At 62.9% G+C, this 22,412-nt stretch carries 18 protein-coding genes; 6 read left to right on the top strand and 12 right to left on the bottom strand.

The annotated features are described in order from the left end of the window. Positions 1-175: 175 nt before the first annotated feature. From EN804_RS23765 to EN804_RS23755, 3 genes are all read left to right on the top strand, one after another. On the top strand, positions 176-2,500 hold the full coding sequence (locus EN804_RS23765; RefSeq protein ID WP_135921510.1) for an NADP-dependent malic enzyme: 2,325 nt from the start codon (positions 176-178) through the stop codon (positions 2,498-2,500). Between the two features lie 161 nt (positions 2,501-2,661). Further along, on the top strand, positions 2,662-3,339 hold the full coding sequence (locus EN804_RS23760; protein ID WP_127280094.1) for an outer membrane protein: 678 nt from the start codon (positions 2,662-2,664) through the stop codon (positions 3,337-3,339). 143 nt (positions 3,340-3,482) lie between these two features. Then, positions 3,483-4,685: a DUF2865 domain-containing protein gene (locus EN804_RS23755; RefSeq protein ID WP_135921509.1), complete on the top strand. Its 1,203-nt coding sequence runs from the start codon at positions 3,483-3,485 to the stop codon at positions 4,683-4,685. Here EN804_RS23755 and gltX read toward each other — a convergent pair. The 6 genes from gltX to EN804_RS23725 all read right to left on the bottom strand — a co-directional run bounded on the left by gltX (position 4,603) and on the right by EN804_RS23725 (position 12,650). After that, on the bottom strand, positions 4,603-5,976 hold the full coding sequence (gene gltX / locus EN804_RS23750) for a glutamate--tRNA ligase (RefSeq protein ID WP_135864425.1): 1,374 nt from the start codon (positions 5,974-5,976) through the stop codon (positions 4,603-4,605). The two genes, EN804_RS23755 and gltX, sit on opposite strands and share 83 nt — an antisense overlap. Positions 5,977-6,133: 157 nt before the next feature. Continuing rightward, a complete protein-coding gene (locus EN804_RS23745) occupies positions 6,134-7,288 on the bottom strand; it encodes a hypothetical protein (protein ID WP_246693472.1) in 1,155 nt (384 codons plus the stop codon). A 245-nt stretch (positions 7,289-7,533) separates the two neighbouring features. Further along, positions 7,534-9,339, bottom strand: a complete 1,806-nt coding sequence (locus tag EN804_RS23740; RefSeq protein ID WP_127872577.1) for an ABC transporter ATP-binding protein — start codon at positions 9,337-9,339, stop codon at positions 7,534-7,536. Positions 9,340-9,721: 382 nt separating this feature from the next. Beyond that, positions 9,722-10,138, bottom strand: coding sequence for a GNAT family N-acetyltransferase (locus EN804_RS23735; protein WP_127872578.1), 417 nt, complete (start codon positions 10,136-10,138; stop codon positions 9,722-9,724). A gap of 54 nt (positions 10,139-10,192) precedes the next feature. Further along, the gene (locus tag EN804_RS23730) at positions 10,193-11,869 is read right to left on the bottom strand and encodes an NAD+ synthase (protein WP_135915821.1); all 1,677 of its coding nucleotides are present in this window, start codon (positions 11,867-11,869) and stop codon (positions 10,193-10,195) included. Positions 11,870-11,933: 64 nt separating this feature from the next. After that, positions 11,934-12,650: a DNA-3-methyladenine glycosylase I gene (locus EN804_RS23725; RefSeq protein ID WP_127872580.1), complete on the bottom strand. Its 717-nt coding sequence runs from the start codon at positions 12,648-12,650 to the stop codon at positions 11,934-11,936. Between the two features lie 88 nt (positions 12,651-12,738). On the opposite strand from EN804_RS23725, the gene EN804_RS23720 reads away from it, so the two are divergent. Together EN804_RS23720 and EN804_RS23715 are read left to right on the top strand one after the other, a co-directional pair. Further along, positions 12,739-13,299 carry a DUF1003 domain-containing protein gene (locus tag EN804_RS23720; RefSeq protein ID WP_127872581.1) on the top strand — a complete coding sequence of 187 codons (561 nt, stop codon included), beginning with the start codon at positions 12,739-12,741 and terminating at the stop codon, positions 13,297-13,299. Next, a complete protein-coding gene (locus EN804_RS23715; protein ID WP_127278685.1) occupies positions 13,296-13,883 on the top strand; it encodes a DedA family protein in 588 nt (195 codons plus the stop codon). The genes EN804_RS23720 and EN804_RS23715 overlap by 4 nt, the downstream gene beginning before the upstream one ends. A 4-nt stretch (positions 13,884-13,887) precedes the next feature. Here the strand turns inward: EN804_RS23715 and EN804_RS23710 are convergent, their stop codons facing one another. The 3 genes from EN804_RS23710 to EN804_RS23700 all read right to left on the bottom strand — a co-directional run bounded on the left by EN804_RS23710 (position 13,888) and on the right by EN804_RS23700 (position 15,370). After that, positions 13,888-14,475 carry a hemerythrin domain-containing protein gene (locus tag EN804_RS23710; protein WP_127872582.1) on the bottom strand — a complete coding sequence of 196 codons (588 nt, stop codon included), beginning with the start codon at positions 14,473-14,475 and terminating at the stop codon, positions 13,888-13,890. Between the two features lie 40 nt (positions 14,476-14,515). Then, entirely contained in the window at positions 14,516-14,875 is a 360-nt protein-coding gene (locus EN804_RS23705) for a diacylglycerol kinase (protein ID WP_127278686.1), read from the bottom strand. 78 nt (positions 14,876-14,953) lie between these two features. Continuing rightward, positions 14,954-15,370: a GFA family protein gene (locus EN804_RS23700; RefSeq protein WP_127278687.1), complete on the bottom strand. Its 417-nt coding sequence runs from the start codon at positions 15,368-15,370 to the stop codon at positions 14,954-14,956. A 413-nt stretch (positions 15,371-15,783) separates the two neighbouring features. Here EN804_RS23700 and EN804_RS23695 point away from each other — a divergent pair, with 413 nt between their 5' ends. Further along, positions 15,784-16,854, top strand: a complete 1,071-nt coding sequence (locus tag EN804_RS23695) for a diguanylate cyclase (protein ID WP_135921507.1) — start codon at positions 15,784-15,786, stop codon at positions 16,852-16,854. A gap of 118 nt (positions 16,855-16,972) precedes the next feature. Here the strand turns inward: EN804_RS23695 and EN804_RS23690 are convergent, their stop codons facing one another. From EN804_RS23690 to EN804_RS23680, 3 genes are all read right to left on the bottom strand, one after another. Continuing rightward, entirely contained in the window at positions 16,973-18,346 is a 1,374-nt protein-coding gene (locus EN804_RS23690) for a 3-deoxy-7-phosphoheptulonate synthase class II (RefSeq protein ID WP_135921506.1), read from the bottom strand. A 158-nt stretch (positions 18,347-18,504) separates the two neighbouring features. Next, a complete protein-coding gene (mfd, locus tag EN804_RS23685; protein WP_135921505.1) occupies positions 18,505-22,002 on the bottom strand; it encodes a transcription-repair coupling factor in 3,498 nt (1,165 codons plus the stop codon). A gap of 85 nt (positions 22,003-22,087) precedes the next feature. Continuing rightward, the gene (locus EN804_RS23680) at positions 22,088-22,375 is read right to left on the bottom strand and encodes a succinate dehydrogenase assembly factor 2 (RefSeq protein ID WP_135864415.1); all 288 of its coding nucleotides are present in this window, start codon (positions 22,373-22,375) and stop codon (positions 22,088-22,090) included. Positions 22,376-22,412 lie beyond the last annotated feature (37 nt).

Below are 22,412 nucleotides of genomic sequence, written 5' to 3'. Positions count from 1 at the left end.
CGGCGAGCCTGCGAAGCAGCGCAACCTGATTTCGCATGAAACATCCGTAACAAACTGATAAATAATGGATTTTGACGTGCCGGCATTTAAAGCTGCCGGCGCGTCAATTAGCGTCGTGAAAAACCTTGGCCTCATGCTAAAAGGACTCCCGAAGCAGGTTTCGAGGAGCGGCCGCATGGAAGGCGAGAACAAGAAAACGGCACGTTCGGACCTCGACGAAGCCGCCCTCTACTTCCACAAGCATCCGACGCCGGGAAAGCTCGAGATTCAGGCCACCAAGCCGCTCGGCAACCAGCGCGACCTGGCGCTCGCCTATTCGCCTGGCGTCGCCGCCCCTTGCCTCGAGATCCGCGACAATCCCGCGACTGCCGCCGACTACACGGCGCGCGCCAACCTGGTCGGCGTCGTGTCGAACGGCTCGGCCGTGCTCGGCCTCGGCAATATCGGGCCGCTGGCCTCCAAGCCGGTGATGGAGGGCAAGGCGGTCCTGTTCAAGAAGTTCGCCGGCATCGATGTCTTTGACATCGAGATCGACGCGCCGGAAATCGAGCGCATGGTCGAGACCGTCGCGGCTCTGGAACCGACCTTCGGCGGCATCAACCTCGAGGACATCAAGGCGCCGGAGTGTTTTGAGGTCGAGGAACGCCTGAAGGCTCGCATGAGCATACCGGTGTTCCATGACGACCAGCACGGCACCGCCATAATCGTCGCCGCCGCCGTGCTCAATGGGCTGGAATTCGCCGGCAAGACCATTTCGGACATCAAGGTCGTCACCTCCGGAGCAGGTGCCGCCGCCCTTGCCTGCCTCAATCTGCTCGTTTCGCTCGGCGTGCGCGTCGAGAACATCTGGGTCACCGACCGTTTCGGCGTCGCCTACAAGGGCCGTGTCGACGAGATGGACCGCTGGAAAGACCCTTATGTGAAGGAAACCGAGGCGCGCACGCTGGCCGACGTCCTCCCGGGCGCCGATGTGTTCTTGGGGCTATCCGCCGCCGGCGTGTTGAAGCCGGAACTGCTGCAGGACATGGCGCCGAAGCCGTTGATCCTGGCGCTGGCCAATCCCAATCCGGAGATCATGCCGGAACTGGCGCGCGCGGCGCGTCCGGACGCCATGATCTGCACGGGCCGTTCCGATTTTCCCAATCAGGTCAACAACGTGCTTTGCTTCCCCTACATCTTCAGGGGTGCGCTCGACTGCGGCGCCAGCGCCATCAATGAGGAGATGAAGATGGCTGCGGTGCGGGCGATCGCCGCCCTTGCCCGCGAGGAACCTTCCGATGTCGCCGCGCGCGCCTACTCCGGCGAGACGCCGGTCTTTGGCCCTGAGTTCCTGATTCCCTCGCCCTTCGACCCGCGCCTCATCCTGCGCATCGCGCCGGCCGTCGCCAAGGCAGCCTGCGACACCGGTGTGGCGACACGGCCGATCACCGACTTCGCCGCCTATATCGACAAGCTCAACCGCTTCGTCTTCCGCTCCGGCCTGGTGATGAAGCCGGTATTCTCCTCCGCCAAGGCTTCCAGCGCCAAACGCGTCATCTACGCCGACGGCGAGGACGAGCGTGTCCTGCGTGCCGCCCAGGTTGTGCTCGAGGAAGGCATCGCCGAACCGATCCTGATCGGCCGCCCGCATGTCATCGAGGTCAGGCTGAAGCGTTACGGCCTGCGCATCAAGCCCGGTGTCGATTTCGGCCTGATCAACCCGGAGGACGATCCGCGCTACCGCCACTATGTCGACCTCCTGATCGAACTCGCCGGCCGCCGTGGCGTGACGACGGAGGCCGCGCGCACCATGGTGCGCACCGACAACACGGTGATCGCGGCGCTGGCGCTCAAGCGCGGCGACGCCGACGCCATGATCTGCGGCCTCGAAGGCCGTTTCGAGCGGCATCTGCGCAATGTGACGCTGATCATTGGGCCGCGCACCGGCATCAAGGACCGGGACCTGTCGACCCTTTCCATGCTGATCTCGCAGCGCGGCATCATCTTCCTCACCGACACTCACGTCTCCGTCGACCCCACGGCCGACGAAATCGCCGAGATGACCGTGCTGGCGGCCGAGGAAATCCAGCGCTTCGGCATCGAGCCGAAGGCGGCGCTGCTGTCGCATTCGGATTTCGGCTCGCGCGATTCGCCGAGCGCCCTGAAGATGCGTCAGGCCGCGGCCATTCTGGCGCGCATCGCACCGGAACTGCAGTGCGATGGCGAAATGCACGCCGATTCCGCTTTGTCGGAGCATCTGCGCCAGCGCGTCTATCCGCATTCACGCCTGAAGGGCGAAGCCAATCTCCTGGTGTTCCCGAACCTCGATTCGGCCAACATCACGCTAACGGCACTGCGCGCCATGATGGATGCCCTGCATGTCGGCCCCATCCTTCTCGGCACCGACAAGCCGGCGCACATATTGACGCCCTCGGTGACCTCGCGCGGCGTCGTCAACATGACCGCACTGGCGGTGGTCGAAGCGGCGCACAAGGCGCAAGCGATCGCCAATCTGGACTGAACTGGCTCTCGCGACCCGATTGATCCAGCCCCGCGTTGGGCGGATCAAGTGTTGCGAGCCCACAACTCTTGATCGAGAAATCCCGCATTGAACGAATGCGGATTTCACGGCACGGATCAATTTGATATGGTCAGGCCGTCTGACTAGGCCGTGAGAATGTCATGAGAGCCCTGTTGCTCGCTTCGGCAATGCTGATTGTGACTGGCGCAGAGGCGTTCGCCGCCGACGCCATCGGGTCGGAGCCGACCGTGCATGACTGGTCCGGCGTCTATGTCGGCGGGCATCTCGGCTATGGTTTTGGCAGCACAGACGCGACCTACAACCTGCCAAACACGCCAACGATCCGGGGCACGCAGGATTATGACACCGACGGCTTTCTGGGCGGTGTCCAGATCGGCTACAATTACCAGGTCAATTCCGCGGTTCTTGGAATCGAGGCCGATATTTCGGGCGCCGATATCAAGGGACATTCCGACGAGATCAATGTCGGCGGAGGTGATGTCTACGACACCAAGGTGGATTGGTTCGGAACGATCCGCGCCAGGGCGGGCTATGCTTTCGACAGCACCCTTGTCTACGGGACTGGCGGCCTTGCTTTCGGAGGCGTCGAAAACCAATATCTCGACGGACCCGCCAACAGCTATTCCGAAAAGAACACCAAGGTTGGCTGGACGATTGGCGCAGGGCTGGAGCAGGCAATCACCGATCATTGGTCGGCAAATGCCGAATATCGATATGTCGACCTGCGGGACCAGACGATCAACTACGCGCCCAACTCCAATACGACCTTCGACAATACGTTCAGTACCGTCAGGATCGGGATGAACTACAAGTTCTGACGGCCGGCCATGCCCATTGCCGCGGCTGACGGGCACCATCGAATGGGCGCCGCTTTTCAGCCGACACAAGATGACTTCCGAAATGGACGATTAACCGCGAACGGCGTAGCCTTGGCCATTACTGGCAAGCGGGATCGAGGCGGATGGCAAGCGGAGGTTTGAAGCAGGCGCATGCTGCCGTGCTGCTCGGCCTCCTGCTGTCCGGCGCGGCGGTCAGCGAGCCGCAGGCCGCTTCGCGGGTCTGCCGTCAACTGGAGGCTGACCTCGCCGCGACCTCACGCGGCGGTGGCGGAGGCCCGGCATTGGTGCGGAAATACGACGCCGCGATCGAAAGGCAGCGCGACCAGATCTCGAAGGCTCGCGGTCAGGCGAGCAGCGCCGGTTGCGGGTTCTCGCTGTTTTCACGCAACATCAACCAGTGTGCCGGGCTGAACGCCACCATCGAGCGCATGAACGCCAATCTCGACAGTCTACAGGCCAAGCGTGCCCAGCTCGCCGGCGGCGGCTCACGCCGCGACCGCGGCCGCATCCTGGCGGCGCTCGATGCCAATGACTGCCGTGACGATGCGGTGGGGCCCCGTCGCGCGCCTCCGCAGGAAGCCAATCGTGAAGATGGGGACAATGCCAACCTCTTCGACCAGCTTTTCGGCGCCGACAACCGGCGGATCGATACCTTGGACCAGCCTGACGATTCGGGCGAGGAAAGCGATGTCAGCCGTGTCCTGAACCAGCCCGGCATTCCGGACGTTGCGGGCAGCGGCGGCGAATTCCACACCAGTTGCGTGCGCACTTGCGACGGCTATTTCTTCCCCATGTCGAACGCCGCCTCGGCCGGCGATTTCGAGCGCGACCAGAAGAATTGCGAATCGGCCTGCCCCGGTACCGAGATGCAGGTCTTCTATTCGCGCGGCATGGACGACGATTCGGCATCGATGACGTCATCGGTCACCGGCAGGCCCTACGGCGAGTTGCCGACCGCCTATCTCTACAAACAGCCCAACATGTCGCGGCCACCCGCTTGCGGCTGCAATGCCGCGCAGAATTTCCAGATCATTGGCGGCAACTCGCCAAGCCAGCAACAATCACAGCCCGAACCGGACGCGGCGCCGTCTGTTCCGGTACCGGCCTCGAAGCCCGATCCGGGTGCCGACCCCGAGACCCTGGCCAACATGCAAGGCGGGCTCGACCGTGAAGCCATCAAACGTCTTTCGGCCAGGCCGGTGACATCGCCCGTTTCGGCCCTGCCCCCGGAACAGCGTAAGGTCAGGGTCGTCGGGCCAACGTTCCTTCCCGACCCATCAGCGGCAATAGATCTGCAAGCTCCGGCCCCGAAGACCGTCCAGTAAGGGCAAGCCTGAGCGGCATGAACAGCGCCTTGCCCTTGCGGCCGGTCGCTTCCCTGATCTTGCCGGTCCAATCCTTCCAGACCGTCCCGTTCCACGGCTCCTCAGGCAGGAGATCGAGTGCCTGGTGGAGAAAATCGCGGTCGTCATCGGAAAATTCGGGCATCTCCTGCGGCCCTTCGCGCAGGACACGCCACCAGGCAATCGCATCAGCCAGCCGGTCGAGATTGCCGCGCACCGCCAGCCAGAACGGCTCGGCGTGTTCGCCGGAAATACCCAGCACCATCAACCGGTCCCGCGCCTCGGCGAACGGCATACGGTGCAACAGCACCCGGTTGAGCACGAACAGCTCGGCCGGGTCGAACTTGGACGACGATTTCGAGGTCGCGGCCGGGTCGAAATGGCCGGCGAGTTCGGCCAGGTCATGCGCGGCCGCGACATTCTCCGATGTGCCGACCAGCACGGCCAGCGAAGCGACGGCCATCGGCTCGATGCCGTCCTCGCGCAGGCTCTCGATGGAAAGCGCGCCGGTGCGCTTCGAGAGCCCCTCGCCCGAGACGGTGGTCAGGAGATTGTGGTGGCCGAAAACGGGCGGCTCGGCGCCCAGCGCCTTGAACAGGGCGATCTGCACGCCGGTGTTCGTGACATGATCGTCGCCGCGGATGACGTGGCTGATGCCCATCTCGATATCGTCGACGACGGAGGGCAGCGTGTAGAGATAGGTGCCGTCCTCGCGCACCAGCACCGGATCGGACAGCGAAGCCAGATCCACCGTCTCCTCGCCACGCACCAGATCGTCCCAGTGGATCTCGGTGCGCTCCGGCTGCAGCGGATCGCTGGAGAAATTGGGCAGCAGGAAACGCCAGTGAGGCCGGCGCCCGTCGGCCTGATATTCGGCCACCTGCTCCGTCGTCAACGCCAACGCCTCGCGGCCATAGACTGGCGGCAAGCCTCGCGTGCGGCGCACCTTGCGCCTGAGGTCGAGTTCTTCCGGCGTTTCGTAGCAGGCGTAAAGGACACCCGCAGCCTTCAGCCGCTCGACCGCCGCGTCATAGATTTCGAAGCGTCGCGACTGATACTCGGTGGCATCCGGGAAAATGCCCAGCCAGTGCAGGTCGTAAAGGATGGCGTCGGCGAATTCCTGCTTCGAGCGGGCGACGTCGGTGTCGTCGAAGCGCTGGATGAAACGGCCCTTGTTGTTGAGGGCAAACAACCAGTTGAACAGAGCGGTGCGCGCATTGCCGATATGGATGCGGCCGGTCGGTGACGGGGCGAAACGAACGGTAACTGTCATGAGCGGGGCGTACCGGATGCCTTTGTGATTGACAAGATGCGCCCCCGCACCTTGCCGCAGACATAGAACATGGCGGCTGGAATGAAAAGACCGGGCCGGGGCGCGCCTCAGGCCGCGCATGGCCGGCGGCGCCCCCGAAGAGATAAGTCGAAGGCGATCAGCGGCCGAAGTCGTCGGAACTGAGGCGGGTCCAGCGGTCGCCCATCAAGCCGCCGATAGCGATGTCGCCGGAGCGGACCGCCTCCGTGACCTCGGCGATTCGCGAGCGGACCATCGTCCCCCCGGCATAGCGGAAGATGAGATTCCTATAACCGAAGAGGTGGGACATGAACCTGCCCTGGGTCTGCCCGCTGATGCCCACGCAGCCCATATCCCGCGCTGCGGCGACAAGGCCATCCAGCGTCGCGCCCCAGTGAGGTGCGGACGCCTGGATTTGCAACAGGTTCGCCATGTCGCCGGCTTGACCGTAGAAGGCATAGCAGCCGAGCATTCTGCCGGTCCCGTCGTAAGTCCCGCCAAAATGAAGCGGGCCGTCGGCCCGCTTCTCGGCCGCCAATGCGAGCAGCCGCGGCAGCTCGCCATCCCTCCAACTCGGCCGAAGAGCGTAATCCGACAGGAGGGCCGGCAGCCGCTCGGCAAATTGCGCGGCATTGATCGGCTCGGCATGGACCCGATGCGACGATGAAGGCTGGACGGGCGCTTCGAACCTTCGCTTCGTGAGAGCATCGAACGCCCTCGCGCAGGGTTCGAGTGCAAGGCGAGGCAGGCGGGGCCATTTACGGTGCAGTGCGGCGGCCGCCATCGCGGCTGGCCGGAAGATATAGGTCCATCCCAGACAATGGACCGGCAGGAGCTGGTATTTCATCGGACGCGCGAAGGCCAGGGATACCCGGTTGGCCGAATCCGTCAGCTGCAGATCGAATTCGCCCTGATGCAAGGCGCGCAGCAATTGCGGTCCGGCCGAGCCGTGATCGGCGCCAGGGTCGGCCATGAACGGACCGATGATCGCCGCATTCAATGCCGCTCCGTTGAGTTCGTAACGGGTTTTCAGAACGCCGAGGAACCCTCCCAGATCGCCCTGCGGATTGATCTGGACAAGGGCACTGCTCTCACCGGACTGGCCGGCAGGGTCAAGATAGATCTTTCTCATATACTCGGCCGTCTCCACGATCGCGCGATCGAGGAGGTGACGGCGACGCCGGCGAAACTGCGTCAGGAAGAGTGCGGCGACGCGTTCGAGATCTTCGGCGGCGAGCGGCCGAACCGAGCCGTGCTGAGATTCCAGCACCGATGGCGCAGCCACCTTTTCCACGCCAGTAGTTCCGGAAGCAAGATGCATTTCGAAGACCGCTTGGGTTGCTTTTTCAGCATACAACAACCAAAAGTAGAGGCAACGAATCTCGGTCGGTAACGTAAACAGACACCGCGATCTCGATATATGAAAAAGGACTTCGCAGGCGGATTTGCTTAGCCAGCATATGCCGGGTGACAGGGGCTCGGACGTCTCGCAGCGCGTGATGGAGATGGCCTCCAGCCTAAGCCGGAGGCCATCTCGGGTCAGACCATGAGGCCCTTGGTCAGTTCCAGCGCCTGGCGCTCGAACAGGCGGCGGTAGATGCCGCCCTTCAGGCGGATCAACTCGTCATGCGAGCCTTCCTCGACGATCTTGCCGCGATCGAACACCAGCAGCCTGTCGAGCGCCCTCACCGTCGAAAGCCGGTGCGCGATGACCAGCGTCGTGCGGCCGACCATCAGCCGTTCCATCGCCTGCTGGATCAGCACCTCCGATTCCGAATCGAGGCTCGATGTCGCCTCGTCCAGGATCAGGATGCGCGCATCGGCCAGGAAAGCGCGGGCGATCGCCACGCGCTGACGCTCGCCGCCCGACAGTTTCACGCCACGCTCGCCGACCAGCGTGCCATAGCCTTTCGGCAGGTTGGCGATGAAATCGTGCGCGCTCGCCAGTCTCGCGGCATGCTCGATCTCCTCTTGGCTGGCGCCTGGCCTGCTATAGGCGATGTTTTCGGCCAGCGAACGGTGGAACAGGATCGGTTCCTGCTGGACGATGGCGATCTGGCCGCGCAGCGACGCCTGGGCGACCTGCGAGATATCCTGGCCGTCGATCGCGATCGTTCCCGCGTTCACGTCATAAAGCCGCTGGATGAGCTTGACGAAGGTGGTCTTGCCCGAGCCCGAGTGACCGACGAGCCCGACACGTTCACCCGGTGCGATATCCACCGAAAAGTCGCGATAGAGCGGAGACCGGTGATTGCCGTAGTGAAAGGTGACGTTGTCGAAGGCGATGTGGCCCTGCGTGATGGCAATCGGTCCGGCGCCAGGCCGATCTTCAATGCCCAGCGGTTCGGACTGGAAATCGACCAGTTCCTCCATGTCGTTGATCGAACGCTGCAAATTGCGGATATGCGTGCCGATATCGCGCAAATAGCCTTGCAGCACGAAGAACGAGGTCAGCACAAAGGCGACATCGCCGGCGCTCGCCTGTCCCCACGACCACAGCATCAGCGCCAGGCCGATCACCGCGGCCCGCATGACCAGCAGCAGCGCCCCTTGCGTGGTGCCGTTAATGGTGCCGCGCACCCAAGTGCGCCGCGTGCGCGCACGCCATTTGGCAACCACCCTGGCGAGGCGGCGCTCCTCGCGCTCCTCGGCGCCAAAGCCCTTGACCACGGCGTTGCAGCTCACCGCGTCGGCCAGCGAGCCACCCAGCCGCGTATCCCAGGTGTTGGCAAGTCTTGCCGCCGGCGCCACATAGCCAAGCGAAAGCATCGCCGTCACCATGATGAACAGCACGGAGCCAGCCGCGACCACCGCGCCCATCAGCGGCCAGAACCAGCCGAGCAGCAGCGTCGAGCCTAGGAGCATGACGACGGACGGCAGCAGCGCGATCAGGATAGTGTCGTTGAGCAGGTCGAGCGCCCACATGCCCCGCGTCACCTTGCGCACGGTCGAGCCGGCAAACGAGTTGGCATGCCAGTCGGTGGAAAAGCGCTGGACGCGATGGAAAGCGTCCGCCGCGATGTCGGCCATCATCTTCAGAGTCAATTCGACGATCGCCATGAAGGCAAGGTTGCGCAGCACGACGCCGGTGAGCGCCAGCGCCATCAGAATCAGGAATGCCGTCATCGCGGCATTCCAGGCAATCGCGTCCGCGCCGGCGCTGCTGGCGACGGCATCGACCAGCCGGCCGGAATAGAGCGGTGTCAGCACGTCGGCCAGCGTCGACAGCAGGAAACCGCCCATGATCAGCGAAAGCCGCCAGGGCTGGCGCCGCCAATGGATGAGCGTGAACCCAAGAACACTGCGAAAGGCGCTGGCGCGCAAATCGATCTTAAAACGAGCCATGATGTCATTCGGGCGCAAACGAGCCCGATCCCAGTAAGGTCGAAAATTGATAAGCCGCGCCGGGCAATTGCCCATGAATGCGGAGGTTCGGCTATGGTTGGTCGCCCGCCCAATGGGCGGCGACCGGCAGCGGTAAATGCCTTTTCTGCGTCGGGAATGGTTCCGATATTTCGGAACACCGGCGCAGACCTAGGCTTCGCGGCCTCGCATAACGATGTCAAATCCTGGCATTCGGTCCTCCCTGAAGGGAATCGCGGAGAGGTCGTTATAGGGATGCTTCGATCGTTCGCCAAGGCAAGCCATGGCCAAAAGCAGTGCTGGACCAGCCGATGAGGCGATTTTGCAACAGTCGCGACTGGTGCCTGTCGTCGTCGCGCGTTGCTTACCCGGCAGACACCGCACGATCGAGGCGCATGTATCGTCCATCCGTCGATGCCTTGAAGCCCAGTCTTTCATAGACCCCATGCGCGTCGCTGGTCGACAGGCTCCAGTGCGAGACGGTGCTGAGTTCAGGATGATCGATGAGTGCCCGCACCAGCCGCAAGCCAATGCCTTGCCCGCGATGTTCGGGCCAGATGATGATGTCGGCGAGATAGGCGAATACCGTGCGGTCGGTGATCGCCCGGCCGAAACCGACCTGCTTGCCAGCGATGTAAGCGGCGGCGCAGAACGAGTTGGCAAAGGCTCGGCGATGAAACGCATCGCTGCGTCCAGCTCCCCAGTAGCTCGCCATCAACAGGTCGGAGGTCGCGCGGAAATCGATGCGTGACAGGTCGAAGCTGATCTCACAGTCCGGCATGATGGCACTCTCGCCGCGGTCTCGCGCACTCTCGCTCAGCAGGCGAAAGGACGCCTATCCACGATCCCTGAAACGGTTGGTGATGGGATAGCGGCGGTCGCGGCCAAAATTCTTCCTGGTGATTTTTACACCCGGCGCCGCCTGCCGGCGCTTGTATTCGGCGATGTAGAGCAGATGTTCGATGCGTGTCACCGTCGCCCGGTCATGGCCGCGCGCGACGATGTCGTCGACGCCCATCTCGTTCTCGACCAGGCATTCCAGAATATCGTCCAGCACCGGATAGGGCGGCAGCGAATCCTGGTCGGTCTGGTTCTCACGCAATTCGGCCGACGGCGCCTTGTCGATGATGTTCTTCGGGATCACCTCGCCCGAAGGCCCGAGCGCGCCCGGCGGCACATGGCTGTTGCGCCAGCGCGACAGCGCATAGACCTGCATCTTGTAGAGGTCCTTGATCGGATTGAAGCCACCGTTCATGTCGCCATAGAGCGTGGCGTAGCCGACCGACATCTCACTCTTGTTGCCTGTGGTGACGACCATCGAGCCGAACTTGTTGGAGATCGCCATCAGGATGGTGCCGCGCGCGCGGCTCTGCAAATTCTCCTCGGTGATGCCTTCCTTGGTGCCTTCGAACAACTGCGTCAGCGTGTGCAAAAATCCTTCGACCGGCTCGAAGATCGGCACGATGTCATACCGGCAGCCAAGTGCACGGGCGCAGTCCTCGGCATCCTTGAGCGAGTCCTTCGAGGTGTAGCGGTAAGGCATCATGACGGCGCGCAGCCGCTCCTCGCCGAGCGCGTCGACCGCAAGGGCCGCACAGATCGCCGAATCGATGCCGCCGGACAGGCCGAGCACCACATTCTTGAAGCCGTTCTTGTTGACGTAGTCGCGCAAGCCAAGCATGCAGGCGCGGTAGTCGGCCTCCTCCTTGTCCGGGATTTTCGACATCGGTCCTTCCGAGCAGACCCAGCCATTGTCCGCACGTTTCCAGGTGGTGACGTCGACCGCGTCCTCGAACTGGCTCATCTGGAAGGCGAGCGTCTTGTCCGCACCGATGGCGAAGGAGGCGCCGTCGAAGATCAGCTCGTCCTGGCCGCCGAGCTGGTTGGCATAGATCATCGGCAAGCCGCATTCGATGACTTGCTTGATGACGACCTGGTGGCGAACGTCGATCTTGGCGCGATAATAGGGCGAGCCGTTCGGCACCAGCAGGATTTCCGCGCCGCTTTCGGCCAGCGTCTCGCAGATGCCGACCTCGCCCCAGATGTCTTCGCAGATCGGGACGCCGATGCGCACGCCACGGAAGTTGACCGGCCCCTGGATCTCGGGCCCGGCCTGGAAAACGCGCTTCTCGTCGAACTCGCCGTAATTGGGCAGGTCGAGCTTGTAGCGTTCGGCGATGATCTTGCCGCCATCGGCGAAGACGATGGAATTATGCGTGCCGCTCTTGCGCTTCAGCGGCGTGCCGATGATGACGCCCGGACCACCGTCCGCAGTATCCCTGGCAAAGTCCTCGGCCGCCCGCTCGCATGCCCTGAGGAAGGCCGGCTTCAGCACCAGGTCCTCCGGCGGATAGCCGGCGAGGAAAAGCTCGGTGTAGAGCACGAGATCGGCGCCCTGGCGGGCAGCATCCGCCCTCGCCTCGCGCGCCTTGGCAAGATTGCCGGCGACATCGCCGACCGTCGGGTTGAGCTGGGCAATGGCGATACGCAGTATGTCGAGTTTTTTGGTCATGCCTGCTGACTTAGCGCGGCGGAATTCGCCCCGCAATGGCGTTCGTTTGGACCAATTCAGACCGTCAATCGTCGCCCATATACTCGCGCAGCGATTGCGGCGAATGGTTCTCTCCGATCGACATCGCCAGGATGCGCGAAATGTGCCGGCGCGGCAGGCCCGTCTCCCTCACCCATTGATTGATCTGGGCCTGGATCTTGTCGAGATCCTTCTTCGATGTCGGGTTCTCGGCGATGTCGAGGCCCGCGTCGCGAAGGGCGGCGGCCATATCGGCCGAAATGACGAAAGCGTCCCAGCCCAGCCAGCGCAGGAAATACTGGCCGGTGTTGCCGCCGAGCCGGCTGCCATGCTTGCCGAGATAGGCCATCAGCCCGACCTGGTCGTCGGCGGGCCAGTCGGCGAGAAACCGGCCGAAACCGCGATGCTCCCTGGACACGCGCTCGACGAAGGCGGCGTTGTCGCGAACGGATTTGATCTTCTGCGGATTGCGCACGATGCGTTGATCCGAAGCCAGGTCGTGCCAGAAATCGTCAGGCTGGAACAGCAACCGCTTGGGTTCGAAGCGCAGGAACGCCTCTTCGAATCCAGGCCATTTCTGCTCGATGACCCGCCAGACGAAACCGGCTGCGAAGACGCGCTCGGCCATCGTCGAGAGGATACGGTCATCGGTGATGTCGGCCACCGCCGCATTGTCGGGCATCGGCCCCAACAGGGAGGTCAGTTCCGCCTCGCCGCCCTTGCGATTTGCCGCGCGAGCGCGAATTTTCTTGAAGTCGGCCATCGGTCCCTCTCGGTTCGCCTCAATCTAGCACTTCCCGCCTGGGCCGGCAGCCTCTACCTCTAGCGCAGCAAAGCGCTTGGAGACGGCCATGAACAAGACGATCGACGATCTGGCGAACCGCTGGCTGAAGCGTAAGCCGGATGGACTGAGCCAGCTGGAAAGCCGGGTGCTGCAAAGCACCATCGAGCGTACCACCATCACCAGGGACACCAACAAGGCCGTCGCCTTCCATCAGACCTTTGGCGACCGCCTTGCCGATACGATTGCCCGCATCGGCGGCTCCTGGTCCTTCATCCTGACCTTCATCGCCTTCCTGGTCGTCTGGACATCAGGCAATGTCTGGCTGTTGTCACGCGATGCGTTCGACCCCTACCCCTTCATCTTCCTCAACCTCGTGCTGTCGATGATCGCCGCCCTGCAGGCGCCGGTGATCATGATGGCGCAGAACCGCCAGACCGAACGCGACCGCATCGATGCCGCCCACGACTACGAGGTCAATCTGAAGGCCGAGATCGAGATCATGGCGCTGCATGAGAAACTGGACGAATTGCGCCACAGCCAGATCATCGGCATGCGCGACGAGATCGTGCGGCTGGCGGAAGTGGTCAAGCGGATCGATGAAAGACTGTCACAGCAGTCGGCGTCATGACCGAGGCGATCCACCATTTCATCGAACAATACGGGTTGCTGGCGGTTTTTCTCGGCTGCGTGGCCGAAGGCGAAAGTGCCGCGATCCTGGGTGGCTTCTTCGCTCACCAACATGTTTTCGTGCTGTGGCATGCCTTTGCCGCGGCAGCGCTGGGCGCCTTCGCCGGCGATACCTTCTTCTTCATCCTCGGCAGGAGTTTCGCCGATAATCGCCATGTCGTCAGGCTGCGTCGGCGGCCCGGCTTTCGCCGCGCTTACCGTCTGCTCAACACCCATCCCAACATATTCGTGCTGTCGAACCGCTACATTTACGGCATGCGCCTGGTCGGCGGCGTCGCGGCCGGCCTTTCGACCATAGCGGCGCCCCGCTTCGTCATCCTCAACGCCATCTCATCGGTGATCTGGGCAGTGCTGTTCAGCACGATCGGCTATGTCTTCGGATTGGGAGCCGAACAGTTGATCGGCCAGGCGCTGATGCGCCACGAGCGGCTGTTCGTCGGGCTTGGCATCGGCCTTGCCGTGGCCGTGCTTGCCTGGCTTGCCGCCCGCCACATCGCCAAGCGGGAGCGCGCCAAGGAGGTTTGACCGGTTAGTCGATGCCGAGCGCCCGATCACCCCGATCGAGAATGAGCGGGATGATCAGGTCCTCCTCATCGGCGAGATGCCGGGTCAGCATCGCGATCAGCCGGCTGTTTTCGTCGGCGTAGGCATCGGCGGCGAAGCGCTGCTTGTCCTCACTCTCCTGAAGTGTGCGGATGAAGGCATTCGCCGCCTCGGCGTTGCGCTCCAGTCCTTCGTGGATCGTGTGGTGATCGGCATCGAGAATGTCGAAGCCGCGTTTCAGACGGGGCTCCGCCTTGGCGAAGGCCGGGAAATACTGGTAGTCCTCGACATTGTGGTGCCCATCGAGATCCCCGAGAAAATGGTTGAGGCGTGGTGCGAACCAGCGCGCGAAATCGGTAGCCGCCAGTCTGCCTTCGCGATAGTTGCCAATGCCGCCGGTGAGCATGCCGCCGAGTTCGCGGAACATGTCGTGCCGCTGCAGCCACATATTGGCCATGCCGTGAATATTGGCGTGACCCTGCCAGTTCTCGCGCGGATACTTTTCGGCCAGCCAGCGCAGGTCTTCCGGCAAGCCCAGGCGTTCGAGAAGCGAGGAATTCGTGACCTCTGCCATGACGGTCTCCTTTGGTGACTGTCATATAGGGATCAAGGTCTCAGATCGGCACCCCGGTAATGCGTTCGATCAGGGCAATGCCCCAGACGCCGCCAGCGATCACGACCGAAATCAGCACCGCCAGCGAGCCACAGTCCTTGGCCAGCTGGATGTCGACATTGAACTCGCGGCTGAACGCGTCGCATGCCGCCTCGATGCCGGTGTTCAGAACCTCGACCATGATCAGCAGCAGCACCGCGCCGATCAGCAAGGCATAACCACGCCAGGAGACCGAAATGAACCATCCGGCCGGCAAGGCGAGCGCCAGCAGCATCAGCTCCTGCTGGAATGCCTTCTCATGAGCGGCCAGCTTGCGAAACGCCCGCACCGAATTGATAAAAGCATCGATCAGCCGTTGCATGCCAAGGCCCCTCTCGGAATCACCGGCCCGGGATAAAGCAATGCTCCGATCAATGGAATAAGGCGGATCGTCCAAATTTCATTCGGCGACCGGTATAGATGGCGTCGACTTTTCAAACTGCGGCAGCCCGTCGTCTATCGAATAATAGTCGCCCTTGTCGCCGACGAAGATATGACATTCGCCCTTGAGCGCGGTCGGCTTGTCGAACGATCCCGCCATGACCGAAATATAGTCCTGATCCATTGCCTTCCAGAACAGCACCGATCCGCATGCCTTGCAGAAGCCGCGCCTGGCGAAAGCGGACGCTTCATACCAGGTGATGCTTTCCGTCCCTTCAATCGAGATGTCGGTATCGGCGACATTGGTCGCGGCATAAAAATGCCCGCTCTGTTTACGGCATTGCGAACAATGGCAGTAGACAACGCCACGCAGCGCCCCGCTTGTCCGGAAGCGGACCGCTCCGCACAGGCATGATCCCTGGTGGTTGTTGCTCATTTCGGCACTCCTCGAAGAAACCTCGTCTCCAGCATCCTTGTCAGGATTCCAGCTTCGCGGTGGTTACGCGCAAGCAAATACGACATCGATTGGCGCGGCGAATTCGAAATTCAGTTTCAATTGCGGCAACACACCGCGGAGTTTCGCATTCAAGACCACCGAACAGCGGGTTGTCCCGGGATGGTTGTGCAAAAATTCATGCGATTACGGCCACAGGTAGAGAAAACCTGTGGAAGTCGGGCGGATTAAGGAAACTTTAGCGCCGACGCAACTATGATCCTCCCAAGCGAAGGGCGCAGGTGGGGACGCGCCTCTTCGCAAGATGTTCTGGCGCACCGGGTAGCGCTCCCCAGGTCGGTGATCAATGGACCCGCGAATTCTGGCCGGGATCCGAGGGGAAGAGTGAATCAGACATGCAGCCGGCAGCAGCCTCGACCGAACGAAGCACCGATATCGCAACCACCGTTGTCGCCACCATGCGCCAGCTTGGCGTCCTCGGTCTGCCACGCAACTATGAGATTTTCTATGAGGCCTTGAGCGGCACCAACCGCGAACTCAGCCTCGCCGTCGTATCGCTGAGCAACCGGCCGACGCAGGACGACCTGGATCAGATCGGACGCACCTTCTTCGCCCATAACCATGGCCCCGGCATCGTCGAGCATGCCAGGGACGTCATCGCCCGCGAGCTCGAAGAGGTCGCGTCGCTCCTGCGCAGCGAACGCAGCCACATCGAAAAATACGGCAGAATCCTCGATGAGACATCGAGCGGCCTGACCAACCGCAGCCTGCTCTCCCAGGATCTGCTGCAAAAAATCGCCAATGCAATGACCATCGCGACCAATTCGACGATCGATCACGGCCGGCAGATCGCCTCGACGCTGAGCGACAAGACAGCCGAACTCGAGAGCGTCAAGTCGAAGCTCGAGGAATACAAGCGGCTGGCCGACACGGATCCGTTGACCCAGATCTGGAATCGCCGCGCCTTCGACAAGGAAATCACCAGGATCTACAACAGCAACAAGGGTATCCTGTTCAATGCCCTGGTGCTTGTCGACATCGATCGGTTCAAGGACATCAATGACCGCTACGGCCATCCCGTCGGCGACAAGATCATCCAGATCATCGCCGAGATTTTCCGGACCAGCATTCGCGGCGACATGTTCGTCGCCCGCACCGGCGGCGAGGAGTTCGCGCTGATCATCGAGGGCGCCAGCGAGGACGCGACCTACGAGATCGCGGAACGCATCCGCACGCTGATCGAGCAGACCCCCTTCACCAGCAGCCAGACCGGCATGAATTACGGCACCGTGACGGTATCGATGGGTATCTGCATGGCATCCGAGGCCGAAGGCCCCGAAGACCTCTACACCAAGGCTGATCGGGCGCTCTATCGCTCGAAAGTCAGTGGCCGCAACCGCGTCACCAGGCATTCGGCCATGGCCGGCCGCGCCGGCAAGAGCTGGCTGCTCTACAAGCAAGATTGAAGCCTGCGCTTTTCGCCGGCCGCGCCAGCACGGTAGGAGGCACAAACAAAAAAGCCGAAAATGGAAAAGGCGCCGGGTTTCCCAGGCGCCTTTTGCTTCATCGGTCCAATTGCCAGGCTCAGCCGTTCGCGACTTGCTTGTGCTGCACCGGATGGCTCTTCTTCAACAGATCCGAGACCAGGAAGGCCAGTTCGATCGCCTGGTCGGCATTGAGGCGCGGATCGCAATGGGTGTGGTAGCGGTCCTGCAACTCCTCGGCCGTGATGGCGCGCGCGCCACCGGTGCATTCGGTGACGTTCTTGCCGGTCATCTCGACATGGATGCCGCCCGGATGGGTACCTTCGGCGCGGTGCACCTCGAAGAAGGTCTGCACCTCCTTCAGGATGCGATCGAAGGGCCGCGTCTTGTAGCCGGCGGCTTCGATGGTGTTGCCGTGCATCGGATCCGACGACCAGACCACGCTGCGGCCTTCCTTCTGCACCGCGCGCACCAGCTTCGGCAGATGGTCGGCAACCTTGTCGGAACCGAAGCGGGCGATCAGCGTCAGCCGCCCCGGCTCGTTCTCGGGGTTCAGCAGGTCGATCAGTTCCAGCAGGCCGTCCGGCGTCAGCGACGGACCGCATTTCAGCCCGAGCGGATTCTTGATGCCGCGGCAATATTCGACATGCGCATGGTCGGGCTGGCGCGTGCGGTCGCCGATCCAGATCATGTGGCCCGACGTGGCGTACCAGTCGCCGGAGGTCGAATCGACACGGGTCAGCGCTTCCTCGTAGCCGAGCAGCAGCGCCTCGTGGCTGGTGTAGAAGTCGGTTTCGCGCAGCGCGAAATTGGTTTCGGACGTAATGCCGACCGCGCGCATGAAATCCATCGTCTCGGTGATGCGGTTGGCGAGCGACTCGTATTTCTCGCCTTGCGGGCTGTCGGAGACGAAGCCGAGCATCCAGCGATGCACGTTCTCAAGGCTGGCATAGCCTCCCTGCGCGAACGCACGCAGAAGATTAAGGGTCGCCGCCGACTGGCGGTATGCCATTTCCTGGCGGGCAGGATCAGGGATGCGGGACTTGGCGTCGAATTCGATGCCGTTGATGATGTCGCCGCGATAGCTCGGCAGCGTCACCTCGCCCTTGGTCTCGTTGTCGGACGAGCGCGGCTTGGCGAACTGGCCGGCGACGCGGCCGACCTTCACCACCGGCTGCGCGCCGGCGAAGGTCAGCACGACCGACATTTGCAGGAAGACGCGGAAGAAGTCGCGGATGTTGTCCGCGCCATGTTCGGCAAAACTCTCGGCGCAGTCGCCGCCCTGGAGCAGGAAGGCCTCACCTGCGGCGACGGTAGCCAATTGCTTCTTCAGCTTGCGCGCCTCGCCGGCAAAGACCAGCGGCGGAAAGGTGGCGAGTTGGGCTTCCGTGTTCTTCAGCGCGACAAGGTCCGGATAGGCGGGAACCTGCTTGATCGGCTTTGCTCTCCACGAATTCGGCGACCATTTCGTCATCGCTGCACCCAACGCTCTTTCCGGCGAACACCCTTGCCCGCCATTTCCAGCCCCTAAATGGGGTGGCGGCTCCATACACGAAGCCGATTTCCTATTCTAGACCGGAATTTCGGTGCTGGCGAATGGCTTGACGCCCCCAGGACGGGCCGAAAGGCGAGTCAGGCCGCCTTCTCCGCCAACTTCGCCAATTGCGTCATGACCACAGCCGAGCCCGCCAGGCGCTTTTCGGCATTCGGCCAATCGCGCGCGAAGACCACGCTATGGTCCGGCCTGATCTTGGCCAGCGAACCCTGCTCGCCAATATACTTGACCAGTCCGACGGGATTGGGGAATTCGCGCTTGCGGAAATGGATGACGACGCCTTTCGGCCCGGCGTCGAGCTTCTCGACATTGGCCTTGCGGCAGAGCGCCTTGATGAAGACGATCTTCAGGAGATGCTTCACCTCGTCCGGCAGCGGGCCGAAACGGTCGATCAGCTCGGCGCCGAAGGCGTCGATCTCCTCGGTGGTTTCGAGATCGCCGAGACGGCGATAAAGTGCCAGCCTGAGCTGCAGGTCCGGCACGTAGCCTTCCGGAATCATCACCGCCGTGCCGACGGCGATCTGCGGCGACCAGCCGCCGTCCTGCACCTCGCCGGAATCCTTCACCTCGGCGACCGCTTCCTCCAGCATCTGCTGGTAGAGCTCGAAGCCGACCTCCTTGATGTGCCCGGACTGTTCTTCGCCCAGAAGATTGCCGGCGCCCCTGATGTCGAGGTCATGGCTGGCGAGCTGGAAGCCGGCGCCCAGCGTGTCGAGCGATTGCAGCACCTTCAGCCGGCGCTCGGCGGTGTCGGTCAGCTTGCGGTTGGCCGGCAGGGTGAACAGCGCATAGGCGCGCACCTTCGAGCGCCCGACGCGGCCGCGCAACTGGTAGAGCTGCGACAGGCCGAACATGTCGGCGCGATGGATAATCAGCGTGTTGGCGGTCGGGATGTCGAGGCCGGATTCGACAATGGTGGTCGACAGAAGCACGTCGTACTGCCCGTCATAGAAGGCGTTCATGATGTCATCGAGTTCGCCAGGCGGCATCTGCCCATGGGCCACCGCCACCTTCAGCTCGGAAACGGATTCCTTCAGGAAATCATGGATTTCAGCGAGATCGCTGATCCGCGGAACCACATAGAAGGAATGGCCACCGCGGTAGCGCTCGCGCAGCAGCGTCTCGCGGATGACCAGCGGATCGAAGGGCGAGATGAAGGTGCGCACCGCCATGCGGTCGACCGGCGGCGTGGCGATCAGCGACAGTTCGCGTACGCCGGTCAAGGCCAGTTGCAGAGTGCGCGGAATCGGCGTCGCCGACAGCGTCAGGACGTGCACGTCGCTCTTCAGGTCCTTCAGCCGTTCCTTGTGCTTGACGCCAAAATGCTGCTCCTCGTCGATGATCAGCAGGCCGAGATTCTTGAACGAGATCGACGACCCGAGCAGCGCGTGGGTGCCGACGACGATGTCGACCTGCCCCTCGGCCAGGGCCTTCTTCGTCTCGGCGAGTTCCTTGGCGCCGACCAGCCGCGAGGCCTGGGCGACACGGATGGGAAGCCCTGAGAAACGCTGCGAGAATGTCTTGAAGTGCTGGCGCGACAACAGCGTCGTGGGCACCACCACGGCGACCTGAAATCCTTCCAACGCAGCGATGAAGGCGGCGCGCAGCGCCACTTCGGTCTTGCCGAAGCCGACATCGCCGCAGATCAGCCGGTCCATCGGCTTGCCGGCGCCAAGGTCGTCGCGCACCGAGTCGATGGCCGTCTGCTGGTCGTCGGTTTCCTCGTAGGGGAAGCGGGCGGCAAACTCGTCATAGAGGCCTTCGGCCGGCACCAGCGCCGGCGCGGCGCGCATCTGCCGTTCGGCGGCGATGCGGATCAGTTGCCCGGCCATATCGAGCAAGCGCCGCTTCAACTTGGCCTTGCGCGACTGCCAGGCGCCGCCGCCGAGCTTGTCCAGCGTTGCCTCGGCTGTGTCGGAGCCGTAGCGCGACAAAAGCTCGATGTTTTCCACCGGCAGGAACAGCCGGTCGTCGCCGGCATAGTGGATTTCCAGGCAGTCATGCGGCGCGCCGACCGCTTCGATCGTGCGCAGGCCGATGAAGCGGCCAATGCCGTGGTCGGCATGGACGACAATGTCGCCGGCCGACAGGGCCGAGGCCTCGGCAATGAAGTCGGACGCGCGCTTCTTGCGCTTCGAACGCCGGATCAGCCGATCACCCAGAATGTCCTGTTCGGCGACGACGACCAGCTTGTCGGTCTCAAAGCCGGATTCCAGCGGCAAAACCGCCAATGCAGCCTGTCCTGGCTCGAGCTGTTCGGCCTCGGCCAGCGTCTCGACCTGTTTGAGATTGCCGAGATGATGTTCGGCCAGGATCTGGCCAAGCCGGTCGAGCGAGCCTTCGGTCCAGCCGGCGATGACGACCCGGCGCCGCGCCGCGCGCTCGTCGGCTATGTGCCGGACGACGACATCGAAGACATTGACGTTCGGATCGGCACGCTCCTCGACGAAGCTGCGGCCATGCCGCGAGCCGGCGTGGAAGACTTTCTTACCCCCTACGTCGGGCGCATCGAACACGGTAAAGTCGATGTCCTCGCGCTCGCCAAGCGAAGCCTTGAGATTCTCCGGCGAGAGGTAGAGCAGGTCCGGCGCAACCGGCTTGTAGGGCACCGCGTCCTTGAGCGCCCCGTCAGCCTGCTTTTTGCGCGCCTCGTAGTGGTCGAGGATCAGCGTATGACGTTCGGCAAGCGCCTCATGCGCCAGATGGTCGAAAACCACGGGTGCGTCGGGCAGGTAATCGAACACCGTCTCCAGCCGTTCGTAGAAGAACGGCAGCCAATGCTCCATGCCCGCGAAGCGCCGCCCCTCGCTGACCGCGGCGTAGAGCCCGTCGTCACGCGATGGCGCGCCGAAGGCCTCGATATAGGCGCGGCGGAAGCGGCTGATGGTTTCGGGCGTCAGCGCCACTTCGCTCATCGCCTGCAGCGCCATCGATTTGCGCTGGCCAGTGGTGCGCTGCGTGGCGGCGTCGAAGACGCGGATCGATTCCAGCGTGTCGCCGAAGAAATCAAGTCGCAGCGCCTCGGTCCAGCCAGGCGCGAAGAGGTCGAGAATGCCGCCGCGCACCGCGAATTCGCCAATGCCTCGCACGGTCGGCACGCGTTCGAATCCCGACGTCTCCAGCCGCGCGATCAGCGCATTCATGTCGATCTGGTTGCCGGGTCTGGCGTGGAAGGTCTGCGCCTCGACAAGCTCCGCGGGCGGGATACGCTGCAGCAACGCATTGGCGGTGGTGAGAATGACGGCACGATGCGGTTTCTTCGCCAGCGCGATCATGGCGGTCAGCGCATCGAGGCGCTTGGCGGCGGCATCGGAACCCGGCGACACACGGTCGTATGGCAGGCAGTCCCAGGCAGGCAGCTCCAGCACGGGCAGGCCGGGTGCGACGAAGGACAGCGCCTCGATGATGGAAGGCAGGCGCTGGCCGTCGCGGGCCACGAACAGCACCGGCTTGTCGGGTGCGATCTCGAGCGCCGTCTGGACCAGCGCGAAGGCCTCGTAGCCATCGGCGACACCGTCGACGATGAACTGGCCGGTGCGGCCCTTCGGCAAGCCAATGGTAGGAATGAGAGCCATCAAATCACGGTCTTGGTTGTCGCAATTCCCATGGGAAAACCGCTTCACTTTTCCTGGAATTGCTTGTGTTTAGAAAGTCTTGTGTTCAGAAAGTCATGGTCCGGCGGGACGCCAGGATCTTTTGCAGGACGGCACAGTCGATCTCCGCCGGCACCGGGCGTTCGCCAGTGACCAGCGGCAGGAATTCGGTGTCGGAAATGTCGAGGAGCCTCTCATATTGGTCGATTTCCTCGGCGGTCAAGGTGCCTATCTCGGCATCGGCGAAGGTGCCGAGGATGAGGTCCATCTCGCGCATGCCGCGATGCCAGGAGCGGAACAACAGCTTGCGGCGATGGGCGTCCAGACCCTCGCTTGATCGTTTCGTTCCGGTCATTGTGCCGCATCCTCGCTTCAAGCGGCGCATATAGCGT

Source organism: Mesorhizobium sp. M8A.F.Ca.ET.161.01.1.1 (assembly GCF_004792105.1).
In the GTDB taxonomy this organism is placed as follows: Bacteria; Pseudomonadota; Alphaproteobacteria; order Rhizobiales; family Rhizobiaceae; genus Mesorhizobium.
The sequence above is the reverse complement of the archived record's forward strand: the minus strand, read 5'-3'. Positions and strand labels throughout refer to the sequence as shown.

Bases quoted from the DNA above. Each gene is read 5' to 3' on its own strand.
- EN804_RS23765 (WP_135921510.1), top strand. From the start codon at position 176: ATGGAAGGCGAGAACAAGAAAACGGCACGTTCGGACCTCGACGAAGCC.
- EN804_RS23760 (WP_127280094.1), top strand. From the start codon at position 2,662: ATGAGAGCCCTGTTGCTCGCTTCGGCAATGCTGATTGTGACTGGCGCA.
- EN804_RS23755 (WP_135921509.1), top strand. From the start codon at position 3,483: ATGGCAAGCGGAGGTTTGAAGCAGGCGCATGCTGCCGTGCTGCTCGGC.
- gltX (WP_135864425.1), bottom strand. From the start codon at position 5,976: ATGACAGTTACCGTTCGTTTCGCCCCGTCACCGACCGGCCGCATCCAT.
- EN804_RS23740 (WP_127872577.1), bottom strand. From the start codon at position 9,339: ATGGCTCGTTTTAAGATCGATTTGCGCGCCAGCGCCTTTCGCAGTGTT.
- EN804_RS23735 (WP_127872578.1), bottom strand. From the start codon at position 10,138: ATGCCGGACTGTGAGATCAGCTTCGACCTGTCACGCATCGATTTCCGC.
- EN804_RS23730 (WP_135915821.1), bottom strand. From the start codon at position 11,869: ATGACCAAAAAACTCGACATACTGCGTATCGCCATTGCCCAGCTCAAC.
- EN804_RS23725 (WP_127872580.1), bottom strand. From the start codon at position 12,650: ATGGCCGACTTCAAGAAAATTCGCGCTCGCGCGGCAAATCGCAAGGGC.
- EN804_RS23720 (WP_127872581.1), top strand. From the start codon at position 12,739: ATGAACAAGACGATCGACGATCTGGCGAACCGCTGGCTGAAGCGTAAG.
- EN804_RS23715 (WP_127278685.1), top strand. From the start codon at position 13,296: ATGACCGAGGCGATCCACCATTTCATCGAACAATACGGGTTGCTGGCG.
- EN804_RS23710 (WP_127872582.1), bottom strand. From the start codon at position 14,475: ATGGCAGAGGTCACGAATTCCTCGCTTCTCGAACGCCTGGGCTTGCCG.
- EN804_RS23705 (WP_127278686.1), bottom strand. From the start codon at position 14,875: ATGCAACGGCTGATCGATGCTTTTATCAATTCGGTGCGGGCGTTTCGC.
- EN804_RS23700 (WP_127278687.1), bottom strand. From the start codon at position 15,370: ATGAGCAACAACCACCAGGGATCATGCCTGTGCGGAGCGGTCCGCTTC.
- EN804_RS23695 (WP_135921507.1), top strand. From the start codon at position 15,784: ATGCAGCCGGCAGCAGCCTCGACCGAACGAAGCACCGATATCGCAACC.
- EN804_RS23690 (WP_135921506.1), bottom strand. From the start codon at position 18,346: ATGACGAAATGGTCGCCGAATTCGTGGAGAGCAAAGCCGATCAAGCAG.
- mfd (WP_135921505.1), bottom strand. From the start codon at position 22,002: ATGGCTCTCATTCCTACCATTGGCTTGCCGAAGGGCCGCACCGGCCAG.
- EN804_RS23680 (WP_135864415.1), bottom strand. From the start codon at position 22,375: ATGACCGGAACGAAACGATCAAGCGAGGGTCTGGACGCCCATCGCCGC.